The organism is Flavobacterium sp. JLP (assembly GCF_015350755.1).
Classification (GTDB): Bacteria; Bacteroidota; Bacteroidia; order Flavobacteriales; family Flavobacteriaceae; genus Flavobacterium.
The window spans coordinates 63737-84081 of record NZ_JADKPS010000010.1 but is presented as its reverse complement, the minus strand read 5'-3'; the positions used below and the strand labels follow the sequence as shown (position 1 = coordinate 84081).

14 protein-coding genes and 1 tRNA gene are annotated in these 20345 nt (G+C 31.7%); 6 read left to right on the top strand and 9 right to left on the bottom strand.

Annotation, left to right across the window (positions count from 1 at the left end):
• Window positions 1–118 precede the first annotated feature (118 nt).
• From IRZ83_RS18965 to IRZ83_RS18950, 4 genes are all read right to left on the bottom strand, one after another.
• A complete protein-coding gene (locus IRZ83_RS18965; RefSeq protein WP_194570718.1) occupies window positions 119–1390 on the bottom strand; it encodes a hypothetical protein in 1272 nt (423 codons plus the stop codon).
• A gap of 93 nt (window positions 1391–1483) precedes the next feature.
• Window positions 1484–7555 (bottom strand): hypothetical protein, encoded by a 6072-nt coding sequence (locus IRZ83_RS18960; RefSeq protein ID WP_194570717.1) that lies wholly within the window; start codon window positions 7553–7555, stop codon window positions 1484–1486.
• Window positions 7552–8154 (bottom strand): hypothetical protein, encoded by a 603-nt coding sequence (locus tag IRZ83_RS18955; RefSeq protein ID WP_194570716.1) that lies wholly within the window; start codon window positions 8152–8154, stop codon window positions 7552–7554. The genes IRZ83_RS18960 and IRZ83_RS18955 overlap by 4 nt, the downstream gene beginning before the upstream one ends.
• Window positions 8138–8638, bottom strand: a complete 501-nt coding sequence (locus tag IRZ83_RS18950) for an OmpH family outer membrane protein (protein ID WP_194570715.1) — start codon at window positions 8636–8638, stop codon at window positions 8138–8140. The genes IRZ83_RS18955 and IRZ83_RS18950 overlap by 17 nt, the downstream gene beginning before the upstream one ends.
• 755 nt (window positions 8639–9393) lie before the next feature.
• On the opposite strand from IRZ83_RS18950, the gene IRZ83_RS18945 reads away from it, so the two are divergent.
• A complete protein-coding gene (locus tag IRZ83_RS18945; RefSeq protein WP_194570714.1) occupies window positions 9394–11406 on the top strand; it encodes a M13 family metallopeptidase in 2013 nt (670 codons plus the stop codon).
• Window positions 11407–11589: 183 nt separating this feature from the next.
• Here IRZ83_RS18945 and IRZ83_RS18940 read toward each other — a convergent pair.
• The 3 genes from IRZ83_RS18940 to IRZ83_RS18930 all read right to left on the bottom strand — a co-directional run bounded on the left by IRZ83_RS18940 (window position 11590) and on the right by IRZ83_RS18930 (window position 14047).
• Window positions 11590–11662, bottom strand: a tRNA-Met gene (locus IRZ83_RS18940).
• 143 nt (window positions 11663–11805) lie between these two features.
• Window positions 11806–13332 carry a glycosyltransferase family 39 protein gene (locus IRZ83_RS18935; protein ID WP_194570713.1) on the bottom strand — a complete coding sequence of 509 codons (1527 nt, stop codon included), beginning with the start codon at window positions 13330–13332 and terminating at the stop codon, window positions 11806–11808.
• A gap of 166 nt (window positions 13333–13498) precedes the next feature.
• Window positions 13499–14047, bottom strand: a complete 549-nt coding sequence (locus IRZ83_RS18930) for a DUF4494 domain-containing protein (protein WP_029273375.1) — start codon at window positions 14045–14047, stop codon at window positions 13499–13501.
• A gap of 179 nt (window positions 14048–14226) precedes the next feature.
• On the opposite strand from IRZ83_RS18930, the gene IRZ83_RS18925 reads away from it, so the two are divergent.
• On the top strand, window positions 14227–14718 hold the full coding sequence (locus IRZ83_RS18925) for a GNAT family N-acetyltransferase (RefSeq protein WP_194570712.1): 492 nt from the start codon (window positions 14227–14229) through the stop codon (window positions 14716–14718).
• 52 nt (window positions 14719–14770) lie between these two features.
• On the opposite strand, the gene IRZ83_RS18920 is transcribed toward IRZ83_RS18925, so the two are convergent.
• The gene (locus IRZ83_RS18920) at window positions 14771–15868 is read right to left on the bottom strand and encodes an exopolyphosphatase (RefSeq protein WP_194570711.1); all 1098 of its coding nucleotides are present in this window, start codon (window positions 15866–15868) and stop codon (window positions 14771–14773) included.
• 322 nt (window positions 15869–16190) lie between these two features.
• Between IRZ83_RS18920 and IRZ83_RS18915 the strand changes: the two genes are divergently transcribed.
• Entirely contained in the window at window positions 16191–17138 is a 948-nt protein-coding gene (locus tag IRZ83_RS18915) for a BatD family protein (protein ID WP_194570710.1), read from the top strand.
• A 5-nt stretch (window positions 17139–17143) separates the two neighbouring features.
• Window positions 17144–17956, top strand: coding sequence for a hypothetical protein (locus IRZ83_RS18910; RefSeq protein WP_194570709.1), 813 nt, complete (start codon window positions 17144–17146; stop codon window positions 17954–17956).
• 176 nt (window positions 17957–18132) lie between these two features.
• Here IRZ83_RS18910 and IRZ83_RS18905 read toward each other — a convergent pair whose 3' ends face one another.
• Window positions 18133–18510, bottom strand: coding sequence for a hypothetical protein (locus IRZ83_RS18905; protein ID WP_194570708.1), 378 nt, complete (start codon window positions 18508–18510; stop codon window positions 18133–18135).
• 164 nt (window positions 18511–18674) lie between these two features.
• On the opposite strand from IRZ83_RS18905, the gene IRZ83_RS18900 reads away from it, so the two are divergent.
• Complete coding sequence (locus tag IRZ83_RS18900) at window positions 18675–19271, top strand: hypothetical protein (protein WP_194570707.1); 597 nt, start codon at window positions 18675–18677, stop codon at window positions 19269–19271.
• A 193-nt stretch (window positions 19272–19464) separates the two neighbouring features.
• Entirely contained in the window at window positions 19465–20262 is a 798-nt protein-coding gene (locus IRZ83_RS18895; protein WP_194570706.1) for a DUF5694 domain-containing protein, read from the top strand.
• Window positions 20263–20345: the final 83 nt, after the last annotated feature.

Genomic DNA, 20345 nt, shown 5'->3' with positions numbered 1-20345 from the left:
GCGTTAAATAGGAGGGATGGATTCAAAATTATTTTCAAAATAAGTTTAAATACCCCTTCGGTTTGACCAATAGAACTGTTGTTCAATAAAATCAGAACTATTAACAATCAAGGAATTATCATTCCCTTTTTGGACTATTACTTCGCGTTTCTTGTATGGTATAAACTCCTTTTTCTGTTTCTTTCTTCACTCTTACCAATCCTCCTTCGAGATCATATTCATAAAACGAGGCGTAGTTGTTTTCATCTAATTCTGCCATGAGTTTTTGGGTATCTTCATCATAAACAAAACTTTTTAAATTCCCATTGTAAGGGAAAAATCGAATGTCATCAAAATAGCAGTCTGCCGTAGTGTTAGTACAATTTAAAGCGATTTCTAAACTTGGATTATTTTCTGCAACTATAGCAGGAATTTCAATAATGCCCAAAATGCGTTGCCAACCGTCTATAATTGCTCCAGAAGGCTTAAATGTTTCAGAATAGAATGATGCTCCATTGCCATTTGCAATAGAAATTGATATGTTGCTTTGAGAATACGTAATTTGCTGTTGCGCAACATTTTCTTTTACCCAGCCTGAAACAATATATTTACCAGCTTCCGGCATAAAAGAACTGTTAGACAATTCATCAAGTGCTGCTTGATTTGCTTGTGAATATCGCTTTATAATATAAGTGACTATATTTGAAAATGCATTACAGGTTGCTCTTTGTCTAATATAAATGTTCTTGTTCACATAACTATTTACATTAGTATTCCCCAAAATAATTGCAGCATTAGTATTTAATGAAGGCATACCGCTAAATTGTGGCAAATCAATCCAAGTTGTTGCGTTTAAAGAATATTGCCAATTATATTCACTCGAAGGAAAACCTATATCTGATTCTATTATAATGTTATCATTAATTGGAAGTAGAGTACTTGCACCAGTGTCCTTGATTTTAAGTAAAGGAACATTTGTTATTGTTAATTGATCGTTCCACCATCTTACAATATCATTGTAAGTATTTGTACAAAATGCAAAAGTACCTTCTTTTAAATCGTCATTAAAAGAACCATTTCCTCCACATCCGCCTATTGTTCTCTTCCAGTTTCTAGAAGATTTGACTTGAATTTTATCTGGAACCCTATTTGCTAAAACATCTACATTACTTTCATAATAAGTGTTTTGTCCTCGTGATATACCGCTTAAGTTCTTACTCAGAGCTTGTACAATACCGTCTTTATAAATCAAAGTAATATTTACATCGTTTCTGCATCCGTCACCGTAATTTCCACCTCCAGGACTAATGTAAAGCATTGTTTTTACCCTATACGAACCCATGTTCTGACCAAAAGCCAAGCTAGAGGACAATAAGAATATAAAAAAGATAAACAGTATTATTTTTTTCATTTTTAAATTTTTAGATACAAAAAATATTATTTAAGTTTTAACTTTATTAATAGTCTATTACCTTAATAAAATTTTGATTATTTAAATTTCTTATTAGTGAATTGTCATTTGGCCAGAAATTATTTCTTCATGATCTAGCGTAAAATATCTTAATCGATAATATGAATTTTCTACAGGGAAGTTATATAAATTGGTAAAGCCTGTTCCATCTGCGTCACCTATTTCATCACGTATCGTCGCCACAGTATACCAGGTTTGGTCATCTGGATGGTATACTTGTAAGTCTAAACTAATCCCATATATTGGTCTTTGTGTAATTTTATCTGTTATTCCATAATTAATTATTAAAACATTATTAGGGGAACTAGTATGATTTTCCATATACCATAGGTCGATTTGATAGTTTTGTGTAACGGGAGGATTTACAACAACAGCAGGACACTTCGCCTCATCAATTTTAGGAATACTGGCAAACAAATTTCTCGTCATCGTGCTAGAAGTACCTTTAGATACTTTTAGACTATTTTTTCCAGTATGAGATTGATTAGAATCAATATTTAGCTTGTCATTTGCAAAACCAAAATGTTTTTTGGTAGTTACAGTTTTCTTTTCCTCAAATCCTTCGTATCCTATTTGTTGGTATTTCGAGTTAGAAGCTACCGCCATAGGCAGTTTATACATATAACCATACTGTGCTGCACTGTAGCGTTCTAGCGCATCTTTGTTTTCTAATTCTGCTCCATAAGGACTGTATTTAGTAACACTGCTTGCAGAGGTCCAATTGGTATCGTCAATCTTCCAAACAGGAATTTGAGAGCTGCGGTCTAGTTTATAAAAAGGGTTGAAACTAGTAAAGAAACCTTCGTTTCTAGGGTTATTACTATCTCCTCTTCTGCTATTTCTGCCTGTTAAATAGGCATACGATTTTTCGGCTCTCCAATTACCTTTAATGTTCCAGAGATAAGGATTTACTTTAACGTCATTAGGGTATTTAACATCTCCAGAAGGATAAATCAAGTTTAGATCTTTGTCAATTATAATATTGCCAGTAGCTGGATCTATATGTGAGACAGCACTGCTAGAATTATAACTTGGATAATACGGAAGATTAGATTCAACTTGTGTATTCCAATGATCCTTATAAACAACTGCGCTTGCATTAATTATTCTAGGATTAAAACTTGAGTTCGAGTTGAATTGAAATGAATCTTGATCTAGCTTTCCATTCTTTATCGGATTGATCATAGAAGTAATCGAAGCCATTGAGGCGGTTTGCATATTTTTATATCCAGAACGAACAATTTTAAAATTAAAATTATTTAAATCTTCACATTTGTTGATATAATTTCCATTTCTATCCATTAATAAAACACCTGTTTTATCGCTATTAAATCCTACTATCCATAATTTATATACTGCGGGTAAGCTTTGGCCCCATACTCCAGATGACTGAACTACACCGTTATCTACAGCGAGCTCATCTCCGACATGGAATATTTTAGAAACATCCCCATTTTCGAGTTTAAAGTAAGCGTTTCCAGCCTGACCTAGACCTGGATTACCACTAGCGCCATTAGGGGCTGTTGAATTAGCAATCAATTTTCCTTCAATACCAATATTTTGAGAAGCCAACCCCATTCCATCATACATCCAATAAGCAGGGAAGTTGAAAGAATAGTAATGATCACTATATTCATTAACAGTTTCTGTTAAGAGTACATCACCTGTACTGGCATCCCATCCAAGATTTTTTGTAGATACGGTAGCACCCAAATCAGTTGCTATTTTTTCAACCAATAGAGCAGTTTTATGTACATGCTTTGTGGTTACTGCTGTACGAAGTTCATTAATGTTCGTAGATGATTCTGGAAAGACCGTAGGTATAAATATAGGTATTGGAAATATCCCAACAGGAATTAGATAACCTGCAACATTTGCTTTAAAACCAGAGGTTTCTGTTTTAGCAAAACTTCTGTTAAAGTCATTTATTAAATCATAGTCAACGCCAATTAATTTTTTAGATACATTTCCTTTTTCATCTACAGTAGTAATATTGTTATCTATATTTCCTTGTTCATCTAAATTATATTTGTATTCAACGGAAGAAACTATTTCTTTGGCTTCATTGTACACTTCCTGTAATTTCACTTTGCCATTCATGTCATTGGTTTCAATAGAATAGCCTTGGGTCATTGTCAATAGATTTCTAACATCTATATTTCCGCCTCTTATGACATTCTTCAACAGATCTTTAATAATGCTGGTTTCTGTAATTCCGTTAATCATCTTCACATCGGTGTAGGACACTTTTGTTGGAAAATCATGACTGGTATAATGTTTTGTTATTACATTTCCAGTGGCGTGTTTTTTTACAACGCTTCCAGTGTTATTATCTTTCCAATCCAAATTTTTCACTGTGACTCTTCCATAAGTAACTTTTGCGGCAGGGAAAAAATTAACTCCAAATGGTTTTTCTACATAATTGCTTTCCATAGGTGCAGCTACAGTTTCTGCATAATTTCCTTTTGCATTATAAAAAGGCTCTACAAAAGGATTTTCAGCACACATATTAGGTTCAAAAGTCGCTACTCCACTAGATTTTCCATCGGTATCATCATAAGAATAGGTTTGACCATACTCCATGTCGTTCAATCTTGTTCCTGCTGTGCCTTCAAGCATTTGCGTCCAATTGTCGCTTAATTTTACAGATTTAACTCGAAGTCCTCCCCCCAATTTATGGCCATCTGGATTTTCTAATCGGATCCAAGACTTTTCAGGTTTAAAAATTCTTGCACGTCCTTTAGTTTGTAAATAACCATTCGGCCCATCAAACATTTCTTTTATAATACTTAAACTGCCTCTCAGGTTTTTTACAATAGAATTAAAATCTGTTGCTGCAGGATCATCGTTTATACCGCATGTTAATCTATTCAGGAACGTACGCCCAAAACCCCACCCAGCTTTTGCAATTGGATTTACTTCGTTACCGGTTCCTTTATCCCTTGCTAAAAATTCTACCGGAATAGAAGCTATTGTTCCTCCTAAATCAAAACTGTATTTAATGTCAATTTCAGTAGTATTTGCTATTTTAAAATAGCCTGAAACATATTCATACTGTTGTGCATTATTAGACATATTCAGCATAAACTTAAACTGAATAGGCTTTCTTAAATCTAAATTCTCACTTAAATATTTATCAAGAAATTCCTGTCTTGAGAATCTGCCATCAGCCGTTAATAGATTATCATTACTTAGTTTTACGTACAAGAACTTTTTATGATTACTGCCATTGTATAATATGTTTGTGCCTTCATCTATATTAGGAACTACATCATTCCCGACACCAATTACTTTATACATTTGCATTGCTTTTTTGTCCTGCACGTATTGGTAATCATCACTTTCAGTCTCGATTTTGATTTCTCCTCCAGAGGGTAATGTAACTGATTTCAAGTTCCAGGAAGCGGTATTAATATCGGCTTGATTTTTAGTTAAGTCAGGACTTACTTTTGTTTTATTTTGATCAACAAAAGGAAATTCAGTATTAGATAATGGAGTATTTATATTGCCGCTATTAGCAGGATTTTTTTTGTAATTTCCCCAAATATCAAATCCTTTCATGTCATAGTCAGGATTGTTAACGGAGTCATCTGCTCCATAATTGAAAACATATGGCGTATATTTTCCCATATTAGAACCTCGATACGTAAAATATACTTTTTCAAGCGTTAATTTTCCACCGTTATTACTTAATTCATTAGGTGTAAGCGAAGTACTTTTGTCATTATTTGGCATTCCTTTACATATATTATAGCTATATACAAAATGCGCAGTTTTTATTGGTTTTACAGCGCTTCCTGCAATTTTAGACGGATCAAAAATCGCACCTGTGGCGTCAGTAACTTCTGGTCTAGAATATAATCGTATTGCATGAAGCTTTTTCATTCTTCCTGAACCTGCACCTCCATTTTCATCAGCAACAGCAATAGCATCTTTTCTGTCTTCAAGATCAAAGAATGCCACATGAGTTTTAGTGACTATTTTATCAAGATATTTAAGTTCTTTTTCGCCATATAAATAGTTTCCTTTTTGATCGTCTTTTTTTGAAATAAGGCCTTCATTATAGGTTGCGGTGTTTTTTTCAAAAGGTACTCTCCATTTATAAGCTGAGACTGTCGTATATTCAAACTTAGTAAAAGCACCCAAATCATTTATTGTTGGTCCATTGTCATCAATGTCTTGATAATCTGATGAAAGAACAGTAGATAATAGATAGCTATGTGCATAAGCAGGAGTTATTACTCTGTTTACATATTCATCACTTGTTTTATTATCCCCGTTTCCATAAAGAGATCCATTATACTCAACTAGTCCGGTAGTGTTGTTGCCACTTTTTCCAGAAACATCAAAAGTAGCTTCTGATTTTTTGATATTGTAAGCTGTTTCTCCGTACACATAACTGGTACCATCTGCCTGCAAAACTTTTATTCCAGCGGTGTGGTGTGGTCTAGCATTATCGTTTTTTATAATAAATTTATCTCTAGACGCTTCTGCGCTTGTAATTTTCTGAATGACCTGACTTCGTACAAATCGTTTCGATCTCTTTATTTCTGTATTGCCATAGCTGCCACCTGTAAATGTATAAGGACTAGTGTACGTATTTTTTTTATTTCCGTCAATATCAACTCTTAAGGCTTTTGTCTCGTATATTTTATCTTTATAAATAGTTTCTGGATCTACTATTGCAGCACCAACCATTTTGAAGGTAACGGGTTCATAAGTCAATTCTTTTTTATCAGTGCTTTTTTCGTTAAAACGGGCTAATACATTGTTATTTTCGAACCATCCGCCTGTAGTACTTTCAGAGGGAGCTTTCTTAAAATCACCACTGGCATGAAATAAATTACCTAAACCAACTTCAACACCAAAATTTTGGCTTTTGCCAAGATCCACAACTTCGTCATTATATACACTGCTTACTTTTGATCTATACGGTCTAAACATACCTGATACACCTTGTCCGTCTATACTATAAGTGTCATAAGTATAATTTGTTACCGGTAGAGCCAGCGTGTTTTTGCTTACCGTTTTTTCATTTTCTCTATTAAAATCTAAGACTCCAGACTCATTTACTTTTTTATATTCAGTATTTTCATAGCCATAACCTTTTTCTGTTCTGTTACGATATTCATCTGCAACACTTTGATAAGAACCATAGCCTGTAACTTGAACCTGACCTTCTATTCCAAAGACCTCTCCTCCAATAGCGCCGTTAAAAGAAAAGTTTTCATTTCTAAATCCAATTCTTTTAGTAGGAGTATAACTTAAATTATTGAAAGAAATACTGCCGCCAATACCGCCGCCGCCAGAAGCTCTTTTAATATTATCATAATAGTCGTTACCATCTCGGCCGGTCTTTTTATCCGCAGTTTCTCCTTGTTGACTAATACTTGCAGATACATTAAGATTTTCAACTCCTTTTCTGCTATTTAAACCTAAAGAAATAGAGCTGTTTAGTGAAGTAGTTTCACAGCCGTTATCTTGCATTTTAGTAGAAATACCAATTCTAGGAGTTACTGTAGCGCCACCGTCTAAAGAACTTGAGAAATCCATCCCAACCGATACGTTGCCATTAAAATTAAATCCAATACCATAAGAAGGTTTAAATGAAATTCCTTCATAATTATTAGATTCAACTCCCAATCCAACACCCAATTGCAAAGCATCAAAACCAGTATAAGCACCATTAACACCTACATTAATACCTACCGTTCTGTTTTGCCTTAAATTGTTTTCATAAGTCATTTCATCGCCTCTAAAATCATCTGGCAAACCTCGAACTTGTCTTTCTATCTGTCCTACATTTAGATTCCATCCAAGTCCTACCCAAGATGCTTCCTGATCCATGGTTATTCCTGAATTGTATGCAAGATTCAGTGGATATCCACCCACATCCATGATTGGAATATTGTAATTAAAGTCACCACTTGCTAAGTCTACCATATCTGAAGTGCCTATGGGTGTAAAAGAATTGAATTCAGGCTGTGTAGGCCCGCTCGTCAAAGCATACATCTGCATTGGCTGAAAGGTTTCCAAAAGAATCATCATCGCTAAATAAATAGCGACAGTTTTTTTAAATTTACTTACTTTTTTTGGCTTGATCATAAGGCTACAGGGGTAAATGGATCTTTGAATTTAAATTTTAATATTCCCTTTCTAAAAAGGAAATCATTGTAAATCAATTGTATTTTATCGTTGGGATCTATTCCTGAGAAGAATAGCAGTACTTTTTGGAATGGAGCGATTTTATAATTACGCTCAAAGTTTACTCCAGAACATTTAATTGTATCTTTCTTTGAAGTCACAACATAAAAATCTTTGTCAAGGCCAAAAGACATGTACTTTACAGCAGCAGTATAATCCATGCCTGTAAAATCTTTGCTCAGTAGGTCTTTCTCTTCATCTTGTTGAAATACAAACTCTATAACACGCTCTGTTTTATTTTCTTCGTAAAGAGAATCAACGTGTTGTAAGTTTTCAATTCCCTGATCTTTTAGCAAATAATATTGAATGGGAACCTCAGTAGCAGTAAAACCAATATCTTCTACAATTTGCGTATATGAACGAGATTTCCAGCCTATTTTTTCGAGATTAAAATATCTATCTCTAATTTCTGAGTCGTGTATATTTTTTGATTGGTCTTTCCTGCAAGAAAATAAAGCAAAAAAAAGAAAGACAAAAATAACCTTATTTAAGTCCTTCATATTTTTTATTTATGTATGAAACTAAGTCGTTTGTTACATCTATGTCTTCAGAAGCAAATAAAATATTTGTTTTGGTGTCAGAACCGATTATAAGATTATAATCATTCTCTTCTGAAAATTTTGCCGAGTAGCTTTTAATTCTTGCTAATATTTTTGAAGATTGTTCAGAAGCAAATACTTGATTAAATTGTTCGAGTTCTTCTTTCGACTGGATAAACTCTTGCATTAGTACTTTTCTTTCTGTAGCTGTTGCAGAAAATTGTATTTTTTGATATAAAGAATCAACATGCAATTTTTTACTATTAAATTCCTTTTCGCCTACAAGCTTTAATTCTTTAGTCATATTGAAATTGTTAAATACTTGACTATTATCTACATAAACAATTTTGGAGTTTTTATTAAAATTGATAAAAACTATAACTGTTATAATTATAATTAATAAGACATTACATGTTATTAATGCCAATTGGGTATTTTTTTTCACAGAATAAATTTGTTAAAAATTTTGTAAATTAATTTTATGTTTTTTTGCTTAAATACAGCCTTATTTGCTTCTAGAAAATTTAATGATTTGTGTTAAATACTTTTTTACTAAATAATATAACTTTGAAGTGTTTAGATTTGTAACTATTCTTGTTAATATTAATCTTATTTCAAATAATTTTATTCTATAAGCATTTTTTTATGTTAAAAACCCATTATTTATCTCTCTTTTATAATAGTAGATGATTTTATTTTTGCTTTTTTCTAAAATTTCAAATAATGTTATTTATTTGTTAACGAGGCCAAAACTATATTATATTTTTTTTATTTACTTACGGCTTTCCTCATTGTAGCTTTTTTAGTAATTTTTTTTTAAATAAAAAACACTTATGTGTTTGCAAATCAGTGATTTGTTGTTGAATTAAATATTGAAAAAAAAATATTTTTTTAATATTAATGAAATCAAATTTGAATAATGAATAGGTAAGTAATTTCTTAAAATTTTGAAATAAGGCTTGTTTTTTTGAAATATGCAATAAGAGTAGAGAAACAATAGAGCTATAAGTATAAAGCAGTGTGAAAGATTTTTTACTTGGGGAAGGTTTAATAGTTACGCTAGATTCTAACAAAAACTTTATAATTAAAAACCGAATTTGTATATTGTTCTGCTAAAATTAACAATGCCAATTATATACATTTTAAAAACATCTGTCTTTAAACGTTTTTTAGTACATTTTAATAGAAATCATCCAGATTATGAAAAAAACATTAATGCTCTTCCTTGCATTCTTAGCTTTTACAGCATGCTCAAAACATCAAGAGAAAAAAAATATTACTATCACTGGAATAGATTCCACATTGCGGCCTGGTAATGATTTTTTTAAATATGTAAATGGCAAATGGTATGATTCTGTAGCAATACCTGCATCTCAAGCCGGAGTTGGTGCATATATGTTTATGAATTATCCGCAACGCATACGTCTGCAAGGAATATTAGATAGTATTTCGCAAAGCAAGAATCCAGCAGGAAGTATAGCACAAAAGGTAGGAGACTTTTATGCATCTGGTATGGATACGGTAACAATTGACAAACGCGGTTATACGCCTATCAAACCCTTACTTGCCAATATTGAAGCAATTAGTGATTTACCATCTTTAATGAAATTTGTAGTTAATGAGGTAAAAGTGGGCAATCCTTCTATTATAGGTTTTGCAGTTTCACCCGATGAAAAAAACAGCAGTATAAACATTGCCCAAATTTATCAAACGGGTATTGGTTTGCCTGACAGGGACTATTATTTCAAATCAGATTCATCAACTGTTGCCATACAAGCAGCGTATAAAAAATACCTTGCTGCATTATTTCAACAAACGGGCAGCAATGCTCAAGACGCTAAAAAGAATGCTGATCTGGTTTATGATATTGACAAACAGCTAGCCGTTTCGCATAAAACAAAAGTAGAACTTCGGGATGTACAGGCAAATTATAATAAAATGGCTGTGAGGGATCTTGTAAAAAGACATTCCAATATTAACTGGAGTACTTTTTTAAATGATTTAGGTGCTCAAACCGATTCTATTAATGTAGGCCAGCCTGCCTATTATGATGCCCTTAATAAGCTCTTAAAAAACATTCCCATTGCTAATTGGAAAATTTACCTGAAAGCAAATTCTTTAGAAAGATATGCAGATGATTTAAGTAAACCTTTTGTAGATGCCTCATTTGAGTATACCAAAGTTCTTTCTGGTCAAGCAGTTCAAAAAACACGTGGCGAAAAAATGGCTAATGTCCTTGATAATTATTTAGGCGAAGCATTGGGTGAATTATATGTAAAGAAATATTTTTCAGAAGATGCCAAAAAACGCATGTTAATCCTCGTGAATAACCTCCAAAAAGCATATGCCAAAAGAATTGATAATTTAGCATGGATGAGTCCCGGTACGAAACAAAAAGCCAAGGAAAAACTGTTTGCCATGACAAAGAAAATAGGATATCCAGATAAATGGAAAGACTACAGCAAGGTGCATATAGAAAGAAATACCTATTTTGAGAATATGGTTTCGGCAGCAACAGCTGCTTATCAATTTCAATTAGCAAAATTGGGCAAACCGGTCGATAAATCAGAATGGTATACTACGCCTCCGACAGTTACTGCATATAATAACCCTACTGCAAATGAAATTGTTTTTCCTGCAGGTATTTTACAGCCCCCATATTTTGACAATAATGCAGATGATGCTCTAAACTATGGAGGTATTGGAATGGTTATAGGCCATGAAATAACCCATACTTTTGATGATCAGGGTGCGCAATACGACAAAGATGGAAACTTAAAAAACTGGTGGAAAAAAGAGGATTATGCACAGTTTAAATCAAGAATACAGCAGGTGATCAATTTGTACAGTACCTATACCGTTTTAGGCGAGCTGCATATTAATGGCGCAATGACAGTTGGCGAAAATACTGCAGATATTGCTGGAATAGCAGTTGCCTATGATGCTTTTAAAATGACCGAACAAGGAAAAGGCAATACAAAAATCGACGGTTTTACTGCAGATCAACGCTTCTTTATTTCTATAGCCAAAATATGGAGAGTAAAAATGAAAGACGAGTTCCTGCGATTGTGGATTAACAATAATCCGCATTCTCCACCAAATTGGCGTGTTAATGGTCCTCTAATGAATACGACACCTTTTTACAACGCCTTTAATGTACAACCTGGAGATAAAATGTTTTTGCCGAAGAAAGACAGAATAACAATTTGGTAGTGCCCTTGGCTCTCCAAGTGGTTTTGAAAAACTGTGCAAATACAAGTCTTGAAAGTTTTCGAGACTTGTATTTGCACAGTTTTTTAGTTTCCTAGAAATTGTAAATTTTAGAAAAGTCCCTAAATTTTATATTTTAGCTTAAAAACAAAAAAAGCCTCAGATTTCTCTGAAGCTTTTACTTAGTAGCGGGAACAGGACTCGAACCTGTGACCTTCGGGTTATGAGCCCGACGAGCTGCCTACTGCTCTATCCCGCGATGTTTCGGGTGCAAAGATACACAGTTAATACGGTTATGCAAAGAAATTACTGAATTATTTTTATTGCATCTTATTTTTGCTGATAACTTATTAAAATGTAGTACTTTATATTGTCTTTTGCGAATTCCTGATTTCAGATGTTTTATTTATCGTAGTTCTTCTCTTCTTTAATTTCCTGTTCGATTCTTTTATTGATGTTTATTTTGGCATCCGTGAAAACAAAAATGGTTGTTTTATATTCACGGGCAAATTTATCAGTGATCTCGCCAGAAATTTTAGCAGTCTTAAAGTACGGACTAGTTTCTTTTATTTCATCATTGTCTTCTTCGAATTCCTTAACTCTGATCAGATTTTTGTATAAAATATTTAGATTAAACCAATTGACATAATCGGCATTAAAAGAAACCGCTTTTATTCCTTTTTTAGTATAATAATTAATGGCTCCTGCTTGTCCATAATTGTCACAAAGTATGAGAGTTTTTTCAGGATTTTCCAATGTAGAATAAACAGAATCGGTTTTTCGTGCGAGTTCTTTCCAGCCTAACATATCAGCAAAATCTTGAGGCAGTGCATGATCTTTTCCATCTTCCCAGCGAAGCATTCCTAATTTCTGGTATTTCTCAGGATGCTTTACGATATATTCCGGACTTTTATTGGGGAAAGCCAAATTGTAAATCGGAATAAAAAGCAATATAGGAATCAGAATGAAAACCGGCCTTAAATATTTTTTCCAACCAGAATTCAAAACATCAGAAAGAAAAACAGCTCCAAAAGCAATATAAATTGGATACAAACCAATTGCATAATATGCTTTTGCCTTGAAATAAATAAAAACAATTAAGGTGAAAATTATCGAGCCAAAAAAGAATTTATATTTCTCGAAGGGCTTATAAAATAATAAAGCATAAAAAGCTGAAAGAATTACAAAAATAGAACCGATAAAAAATAATATTTGTTCTTTTAAAAATCCGATACGATCAACATTTACCAATTGCGTTTCGGCTAATTCTTTCATATGGTGCACTATGGGGAAATGATTGTTGTATTGCCATAAAAGATTCGGCAGAATTAATAGTATTCCTAAAATCGACGCAAAATAAAATTTTTTGTTTGCTAATATTGTTCTTTGTTTAGACAATAAAAGAGCAGGGAAGAAGCCAATCAGCAAAAACAAAATATTGTATTTATTTAAGAAGCCGAAAGCAAAAACAATTGCTCCTATATAAAACCATTTCGATTTTTCAGTTGTGATATATTGTATGACAACGTAATAAAATGCTGTCCAGCATAAAACATCGAGAGAGTTTGGCTGATAAAGCATGTTTATTCGCAATAGAGAAGAAAGCAAAATACAAGTTGCACCCAAAACTAGAGCGTATAAATTTCCTTTAAGCAATTCTGTCGTTTTCCAAACAACTAAAAGCGTTAACGCACCAAAAAGGGCAGGGAAGAATTTTACCCAAAAAACCGAATTACCAAGCAAAAAGATTAAATAAGAAAACCAAGATGTAACAGGCGGAACTGATAAATAGCCCCAAGCCAAATGATGTGCCTGATCAAGATGCAGATATTCGTCACGCTGTAAATCATATTCAGGACTTAGTAAAACATATTGCAGTACAAATTTTAAAATTATAAACCCAATTAAAATTATAGTTTTCTTGGTCATGAATATTTGGTTTACAGTTTATTAATGATGAAGCTAATATATAATTTATTTTGGATTTTGATTCAAATCAAAGCGTTATGAAATGATATAAAAATAGCCTCAGATTTCTCTGAAGCTATTTTTATAAATATTAAATTTCTTTTTTGAAAATTTTTTTTAAAAAAAATTATTCCTCCAAAGCTGTTTCAAATTCCATGTGATCGATAGTTTCTACTTCTGCTTGTGCAGGTTTAGAGGCTTTCAAGGCATTGAATCTTTCAAGCATTTCTGTTTCGCCTTCTTCACCGCTGAAATAAGGGAAAACATCCATAATTGGTGATTCTGAAATCGCCGGAATCGAATATTCACCCATTGTGTTTTTCATTACATGAATGGTATTATCAAAAGCTTCACGAACGTCATTTGCCTGAACAAGCATATACATACTGGTTTTTCTTTCTTTCCCGCTTTCTTCATCATAAGCAATCAAAGAAACTTTCGATTTAAACCAGCGATCTGCATTTTCAAAAGGATGAATTTCAGCATAATTCGCCACTTTAATATTTGTGATTTTAAATTCTTCACTAATATAAGCTGCCATTTCTTCATTAATTCTTTTTTCAGCTTCCGTATAAGACAAAGCATCAACCAAATAAGGTTCTGTCAATACTTTTTGCCCGCCTGTTTCATCTGTTTTTCTATATTTTACTTTGCATTCGTACCAAGTTGCGCTCATCTCTATTAATTTTTAAGGATGCCAAAGATAGATTTTACAGGAAAATAACAGCTGAATTCTCGAAATAGATATTCACAATTTTGAGTTTCTTTTTGTAAAGATTTGAATATCAGATAAAAAATAATCGGACTTATACAGCAATCTTTTTTACATAAAAAGCATTTTTTGTATATTTGAGTATGGATATAAATCTCAAAAACCTTTCAGTAAGGCCTGCCACAAATGCTGATTTGCCCGATCTTGCAAAATTTCTTCAATTTCTTGTTGAAGCCGAGCGCCCGTTTGATCCAACATTAAAAGACGGAGAAATTTTCTATTACGATATAAAAGACCTTATATTAGATAAAGCGACTGAAGTTTTGGTTATGGATTATGATAATCAGATCATTGGGTGCGGATACGCTCAAATACGATCAGCAAAAGCGTATGAAAAACATGAATTATTTGGATATCTTGGTTTCATGTTTGTTCTGCCGGAATTCAGAGGACATGGACTCAATAACGTATTGCTTAACGAACTTAAAAAATGGGTTTTATCTCAAGGAATAACTGAAGTCAGACTTGAAGTATATCATGACAATGATCCTGCAGTTAGGGCTTACGAAAAAGCAGGTTTCAAACAAATATTGACAACAATGCGCTGTGAAATTAGCCCAAAGAATTTTGATTAAAAAAAAGCTCCAGATTTCTCTGAAGCTTTTGTGTTATTGGTAAAGTATATCTTTAAAAATTTGTATTTACTTTTTTAGAACGATCTGCAATGTATGAGATAAGCCAAGCTTTTGGACCTTCTTTTACAAAATATATTTTCTTATTTTCTAAATCTGGAATACTTTCCAGGCAAGCCAATAATATATTATTTGCTGAAATAAGATATTTCTGGTCATAAATACTTAGAACTCTAGCAGCTTCTTTATTGGTTTTGGCAAGGTTAGTAAACTTGGTAAAATTATTCTTTAAGATAGCATCATAGTCTATAACATCTTGCATATTTAAAGGGACAAAATGCTCTTTAGGATTATCATCATAAGATAGTGTTGCAAACGCCCATACGGCTCCGCCAGATAAATAGATTTTTTCTTTTTTTCCAATAGCAGGATTGGTATCGAACATTTCTTTTATCTTCTTGCGCAACACGGGGTTAAAATCAAAAGATTTTTCCTGATATACAGATATGTCATTCGCTTGGTTTTGATTTGCAACTGTCTTTTTTACAGCATCTGTAAGTGTCATTGTACCAAAATCAAGTTCCAAAGGTATAAACTCTAATTTGTTATCTTTAAGTTCATCAATATAACCACCTTTAGTATTTTGAGCACCAATATCTAGCAGTAGGGCATCAGCATAATCGACAGGCGGTATAGAACCTTTTACTAGTACTTTCGCTTCTTCAGCAACATTGATAACATCAAGATCCTTATTGGTCAAGGTTGTAATTTTGCTTTTTAAAGCATCAAAGTTGGTGGCAGATCCAAAAACGGATGCAGCTACTATAAATATATTTTCTTCAGGAACTTTAAATTGCGTTCTAATTTTCGTCAATTCATTAAAAACGATAACTCCAGCACTGTTGATATCTTCCTGAGTAAGCAGGCCGTCAGCCGCAATATGTTTTGCAAAACTAAGACCTTCTTCGTTCAAGAAATAGACAATCTTATATTCTGCTTTCTTAATGTTGTTTACCTCAAGAACTGAAACTTTTATAGTTCTGCGGCTGATTTCAATTCCGGCATAAAGATTTTTTTGAGAAAATGAAGTAACGGAAAAGAATAAAGATAAAACGATAAAAAATAAAATTTGGGATTTGTTTTTTTTAAGCATTGGATTTAATTATGATTATAATATAATTTGTTTTGAGTAAGACTTTACATTAATTTTTATGGTATTTATGTGAAAGTCATAATTTTGAATTAAAAATAAAGGGTTTCAATACAAGATCGCAAATTTATAAAAAGATTTACTAACATAAATGCAGTTGCAGCGAAAACATGTTATTAAATTATTAAGATAGTTTTCATATTGAAAAAGAGTAATAATCGAAAAATATGCGCCAAACAAAAAGTATCTGATGTAGTTTGTACGAAAAAAGAATATATTTGAAATGCATTAAAACTTGACTAATCCTTCGGCAATCTTCAAAAGAATGAACAAAAGACTTATAATTAGAAATTTTACAATTAAAAGCATTTTTATTTTAGAAGCCCCTTTAATTAATGTGAAGTATCATAAGGTAATACCACTGGTTTTGTTGTTGCTGCAATCCATAAATTTAATAGGGCAAGGGATAAAAACTAGTGTTGAAAAATTAGAATATAATATAACAGATAAAATAGTTGTACAGTATCAAATTGCAAAAGAAGTTGACCCAAATGAAGAACTTGATCAAAGTCAATTCAAGGTGGTGGAAGGACCAAGTAAAAACATTTCTCTAACGTATGTTAACGGAAAGTCTGTTTCCAGCACTGTGTATACATATGTTATAGAAGCACGCAAGACGGGAAAATTAGATTTGCCTCAATTGACAATGCATTTTGAAGGCAAGGATATAAAATCTGAAAAACTGTATATTAACGTAGTTGGCGTATTGTTGACAGAACAGCAGATATCTGATAAAATTAAATCTGCAAATTCTCCGTATAAAGAATATCATGTGGGGCAAGCTTTTGAGATTAGTCTGCCAGCATATATTAAACAGGCGGAGGGAATTAATAGTGATGCAGCAATCGAATATGTAAATAGGGAAAATAATATTTACGGCTATACATTAGTTGAAACTAAAGAAGATATTCTACTATCAGGAGGAAAATACACTACACTAGATGCATATCATGGAAATATAATTAAAAATTTCTCAAAAGATTTAGCAAAAAAAACAGTCTCCACACCATTATCTAATAAAGGTAAAGAAATCAGTTTTATAGAAAATGATGTGACTTATTTTGATGCAGAAACAAATAAAGATTTGTATTATTTTATCGGGTCAGTAGAGACAAAAACAGCTTTTTATACCGTTGTTTTATATACATTCAATAAAAACAAAAGCGAGTTTAAAGCAGACTTTCAAAAAATATTATACAGTTTAAAAGACTAGACAAAATGAAATACAAAATAGTAGTGACGTTGCTTTTTTTTATCATGTTTCATCCTTTAATGGCACAGCAAATAACTATTGATATTAAAAAATTAAATTATAAGGTTGATGAAACGATAGACATAACGTATCGTATAGAAAAACAGGTTGATTCAGCTGCAATAGAAAATAAGAATTTTACAATAGTAAGCGGCCCTAATATAAGCACAACTCCAAATTTCTCCGAAGTTTCTTTTGTTTTAAAAGCTTTTACAATAGGACGAATAAAAGTCCCAACTTTGACTATGCATTGCAAAGACGAAAATATCAAGTCGAACGATTTATTTGTTGAAATTACTAATAAAGAATTTACGAGTGAAGACTTAAAATTAATTGCATACAAAACAGGACATTCCTTTAATGTGAGTTTACCTGCTTATTTGAGCAAAACAGCTGAAATGAATAGTTCTTCAGGAATAGAATTTAAAAGTGAAAAAGATGATGTTCACGGCTATGTGTTTTTTGAAAATAAAAAAAATAAGAACATACGAAAATCCTTCTCTGCTAATGAATATTATGAACTATTCATAAAAGATTTCATGATTGAGCAACAACAAAGGAAAGTTTCAAAACAACAGTTTTTAAAGAAAGGCGAAATAAATTTTATCGAAAGCGAGATGACATTTTTCGATAAAGCAAAAAAGAAGAAAATGTATTATTTCATTGGTATCGCAGAAACAGATAAGGCTTTTTATCAATTTATTTCATGGACGCCGGAAGACAAAAAAGTAAAAATTAAAACAGACTTTGAAAATATTTTTTTCAGTATAAAAGATTAAAAAAAAGTTCTGGTAATCATCTTTTTATAGACACTGTAAAAACCTGTAAGCTTAAGAAAAGCTTAAATAATATTTACCTCGGACTTTTTTATTGGAACTTGGTTGTTTTTCTATTTTTTATTGTGGAGTATTCTAAATTCGCTCTGCGAAGAGTTCTTATTTAATTATAAAACAGATCAATCACGCGTATTTCTAAACCTAATATGATCAACAGCGTAATATTTGTTTTCATTTTTGATAAAAACATAAAAATAAGTTTGCTTGTCTCTACTATCATTTTTTATAATCTCTTCCAGTTCACTTCTATTGATATTTACAAATAATTTTTCATCACTGCCTAGTGAATGAAATAGCACCTTATTTTTATTTATTAATATTTTAAAATCTGTAATCATTGTGATGCCTTGAATCTTGTTATAAACTGCTTCATCAATTTTTGTATTAAATTCAAATACATATACAGGTGTATTAGGGTTTACTAACCTATTAGGGATTTGTTGAGCAAACACATTCAAACCTGTTAATACTATGATTGTTAAGAATATATTTTTCATTAAAAAAAGTTTCTAAATTATCTTCAAATATCTAAAAAAGCTGAATACTTAATTCATTGTATATGTTTACTAAAAACATTCAGCAAATTAAGAGTTTTTCTTACAAGTTATAAAGAATAATGAATATATTTGGTTTTAATACCAGCTATTTTACAGAATCGCATATGAAAGAAAATTGGCTTTTTATTAAGACTCCTGATCATTACGGAAACTCGGAGATTATTCAGATCGATGAAGATGTCATTGCTTATTTTGTCGTTGAAAAAAGTGAAAAAATTTGTCTTATAAAAAACGTAAACAGAAATGAAAAGTTAAGCGCAACAGAATATAAATTTATAAATCAAAATCGAATTAGATTTTATAGATATGGAAAAATTCACAAAGTTTTAAGCGAGGAAAAGTCTGTAACTGAAGATTGTATATTCGAAAATGATTACGAAAAACTAAAAGCAACAGAAACTGAATTAACAGAATGTGAAATTCAGAATTTAAAGTTTGAGTTTAATTGGAATGGAGAAAAAATGAATGTAAGATTCAATGCGATTTTAGACTCACCCGTTGTACAAGAAATTAACAAACGTTTGAATAAAGAAGGAAGTAGAATTGTACTTGAAAAACTTGATGAAACGTTATTTGTTTCACTTTATATAGACAATTATCTTGACAAACTAATTCCGATAAAATATGTAGACAGACAAAAGATGATTTTATATGGTTTCCCAAAAGAACCTTATGAAATTAATTGTACAATATTAGAATAAAAAATAGCTGATAACAGCTGCCATAACGAATTTGGGTAATGTTAAAGTTTGTTTTGAGTTTGGGTCCCGAAGCCTCGGAATAGCAAATTCGACTAACGGGCGTAATTAATTCCAAAGATGGTTATAGCGACGGAACGTTTAGCAGTTGTTAATACTTCAAAACTAAAAAAGTAACAACCAAACAGAATAATAAATGAAAATAATAACGTTAATTTATGCTTTAACTTTTTGCCTTACAGCATTCGGACAGACTCAGAAAACAAAAATTTTATTAATAGGAACTATTCATTTTGAAACCCCGCATACAGATCAATTTGAACTAAAAACGGACGATTTTTTGAGTGCTAAGAGACAAAAAGAATTAGAAGATTTAACGAATATTCTGTCTCAAACAAAAGCGAATAAAGTAATGATTGAAAGACCATTAGAAAATCAACGTTCCAGCGACAGTTTGTATAATTTATATGTAACAGATCATTATAAACTTACAGTTTCAGAAAGAGAACAAATTGGCTTTAGGCTTGCTAAAAAATTAAAATTAAATCAAGTAAACTGTATAGACAAATTTTATGCAATGCATGATAGCTTAGTGGGTGTGACTGCAAAAGAAAATAATCAGCTTTATTTGCTAAAAGATTTAGGAACAGTGGCAAATGCTATGCTAAGTGATTATAATAATAAATTGAAAAATGGCACTATAAGCGAAGTTTTAAAATACCTTAATCAACCTGAAGAATTAAAAAAAAATTTATCAATTTATCTAAAATTTATAACAAAGATTGGAGCCGGTAAAAATTTTGCAGGAGCAGAATCGGTATCAGATTGGTATTTAAGAAATCTTGCTATTTATTCAAATATCATAACTCAAGTTAAATCTTCAGACAAATATGTTATTTTAATTTTTGGACAAGGACATATTCCAATATTAAAACATCTGCTGCAAAATAATGATGACTTTGAAGTCGTTGAATTAAGTAGTGTTCTTAAATAACAGTCGCTAATAAATTCTGTCACAAATCTAGGTTAAATGAAATTTAAGTAAAAAAAGATAAGATTGTTTTTATCTAGTTTCGA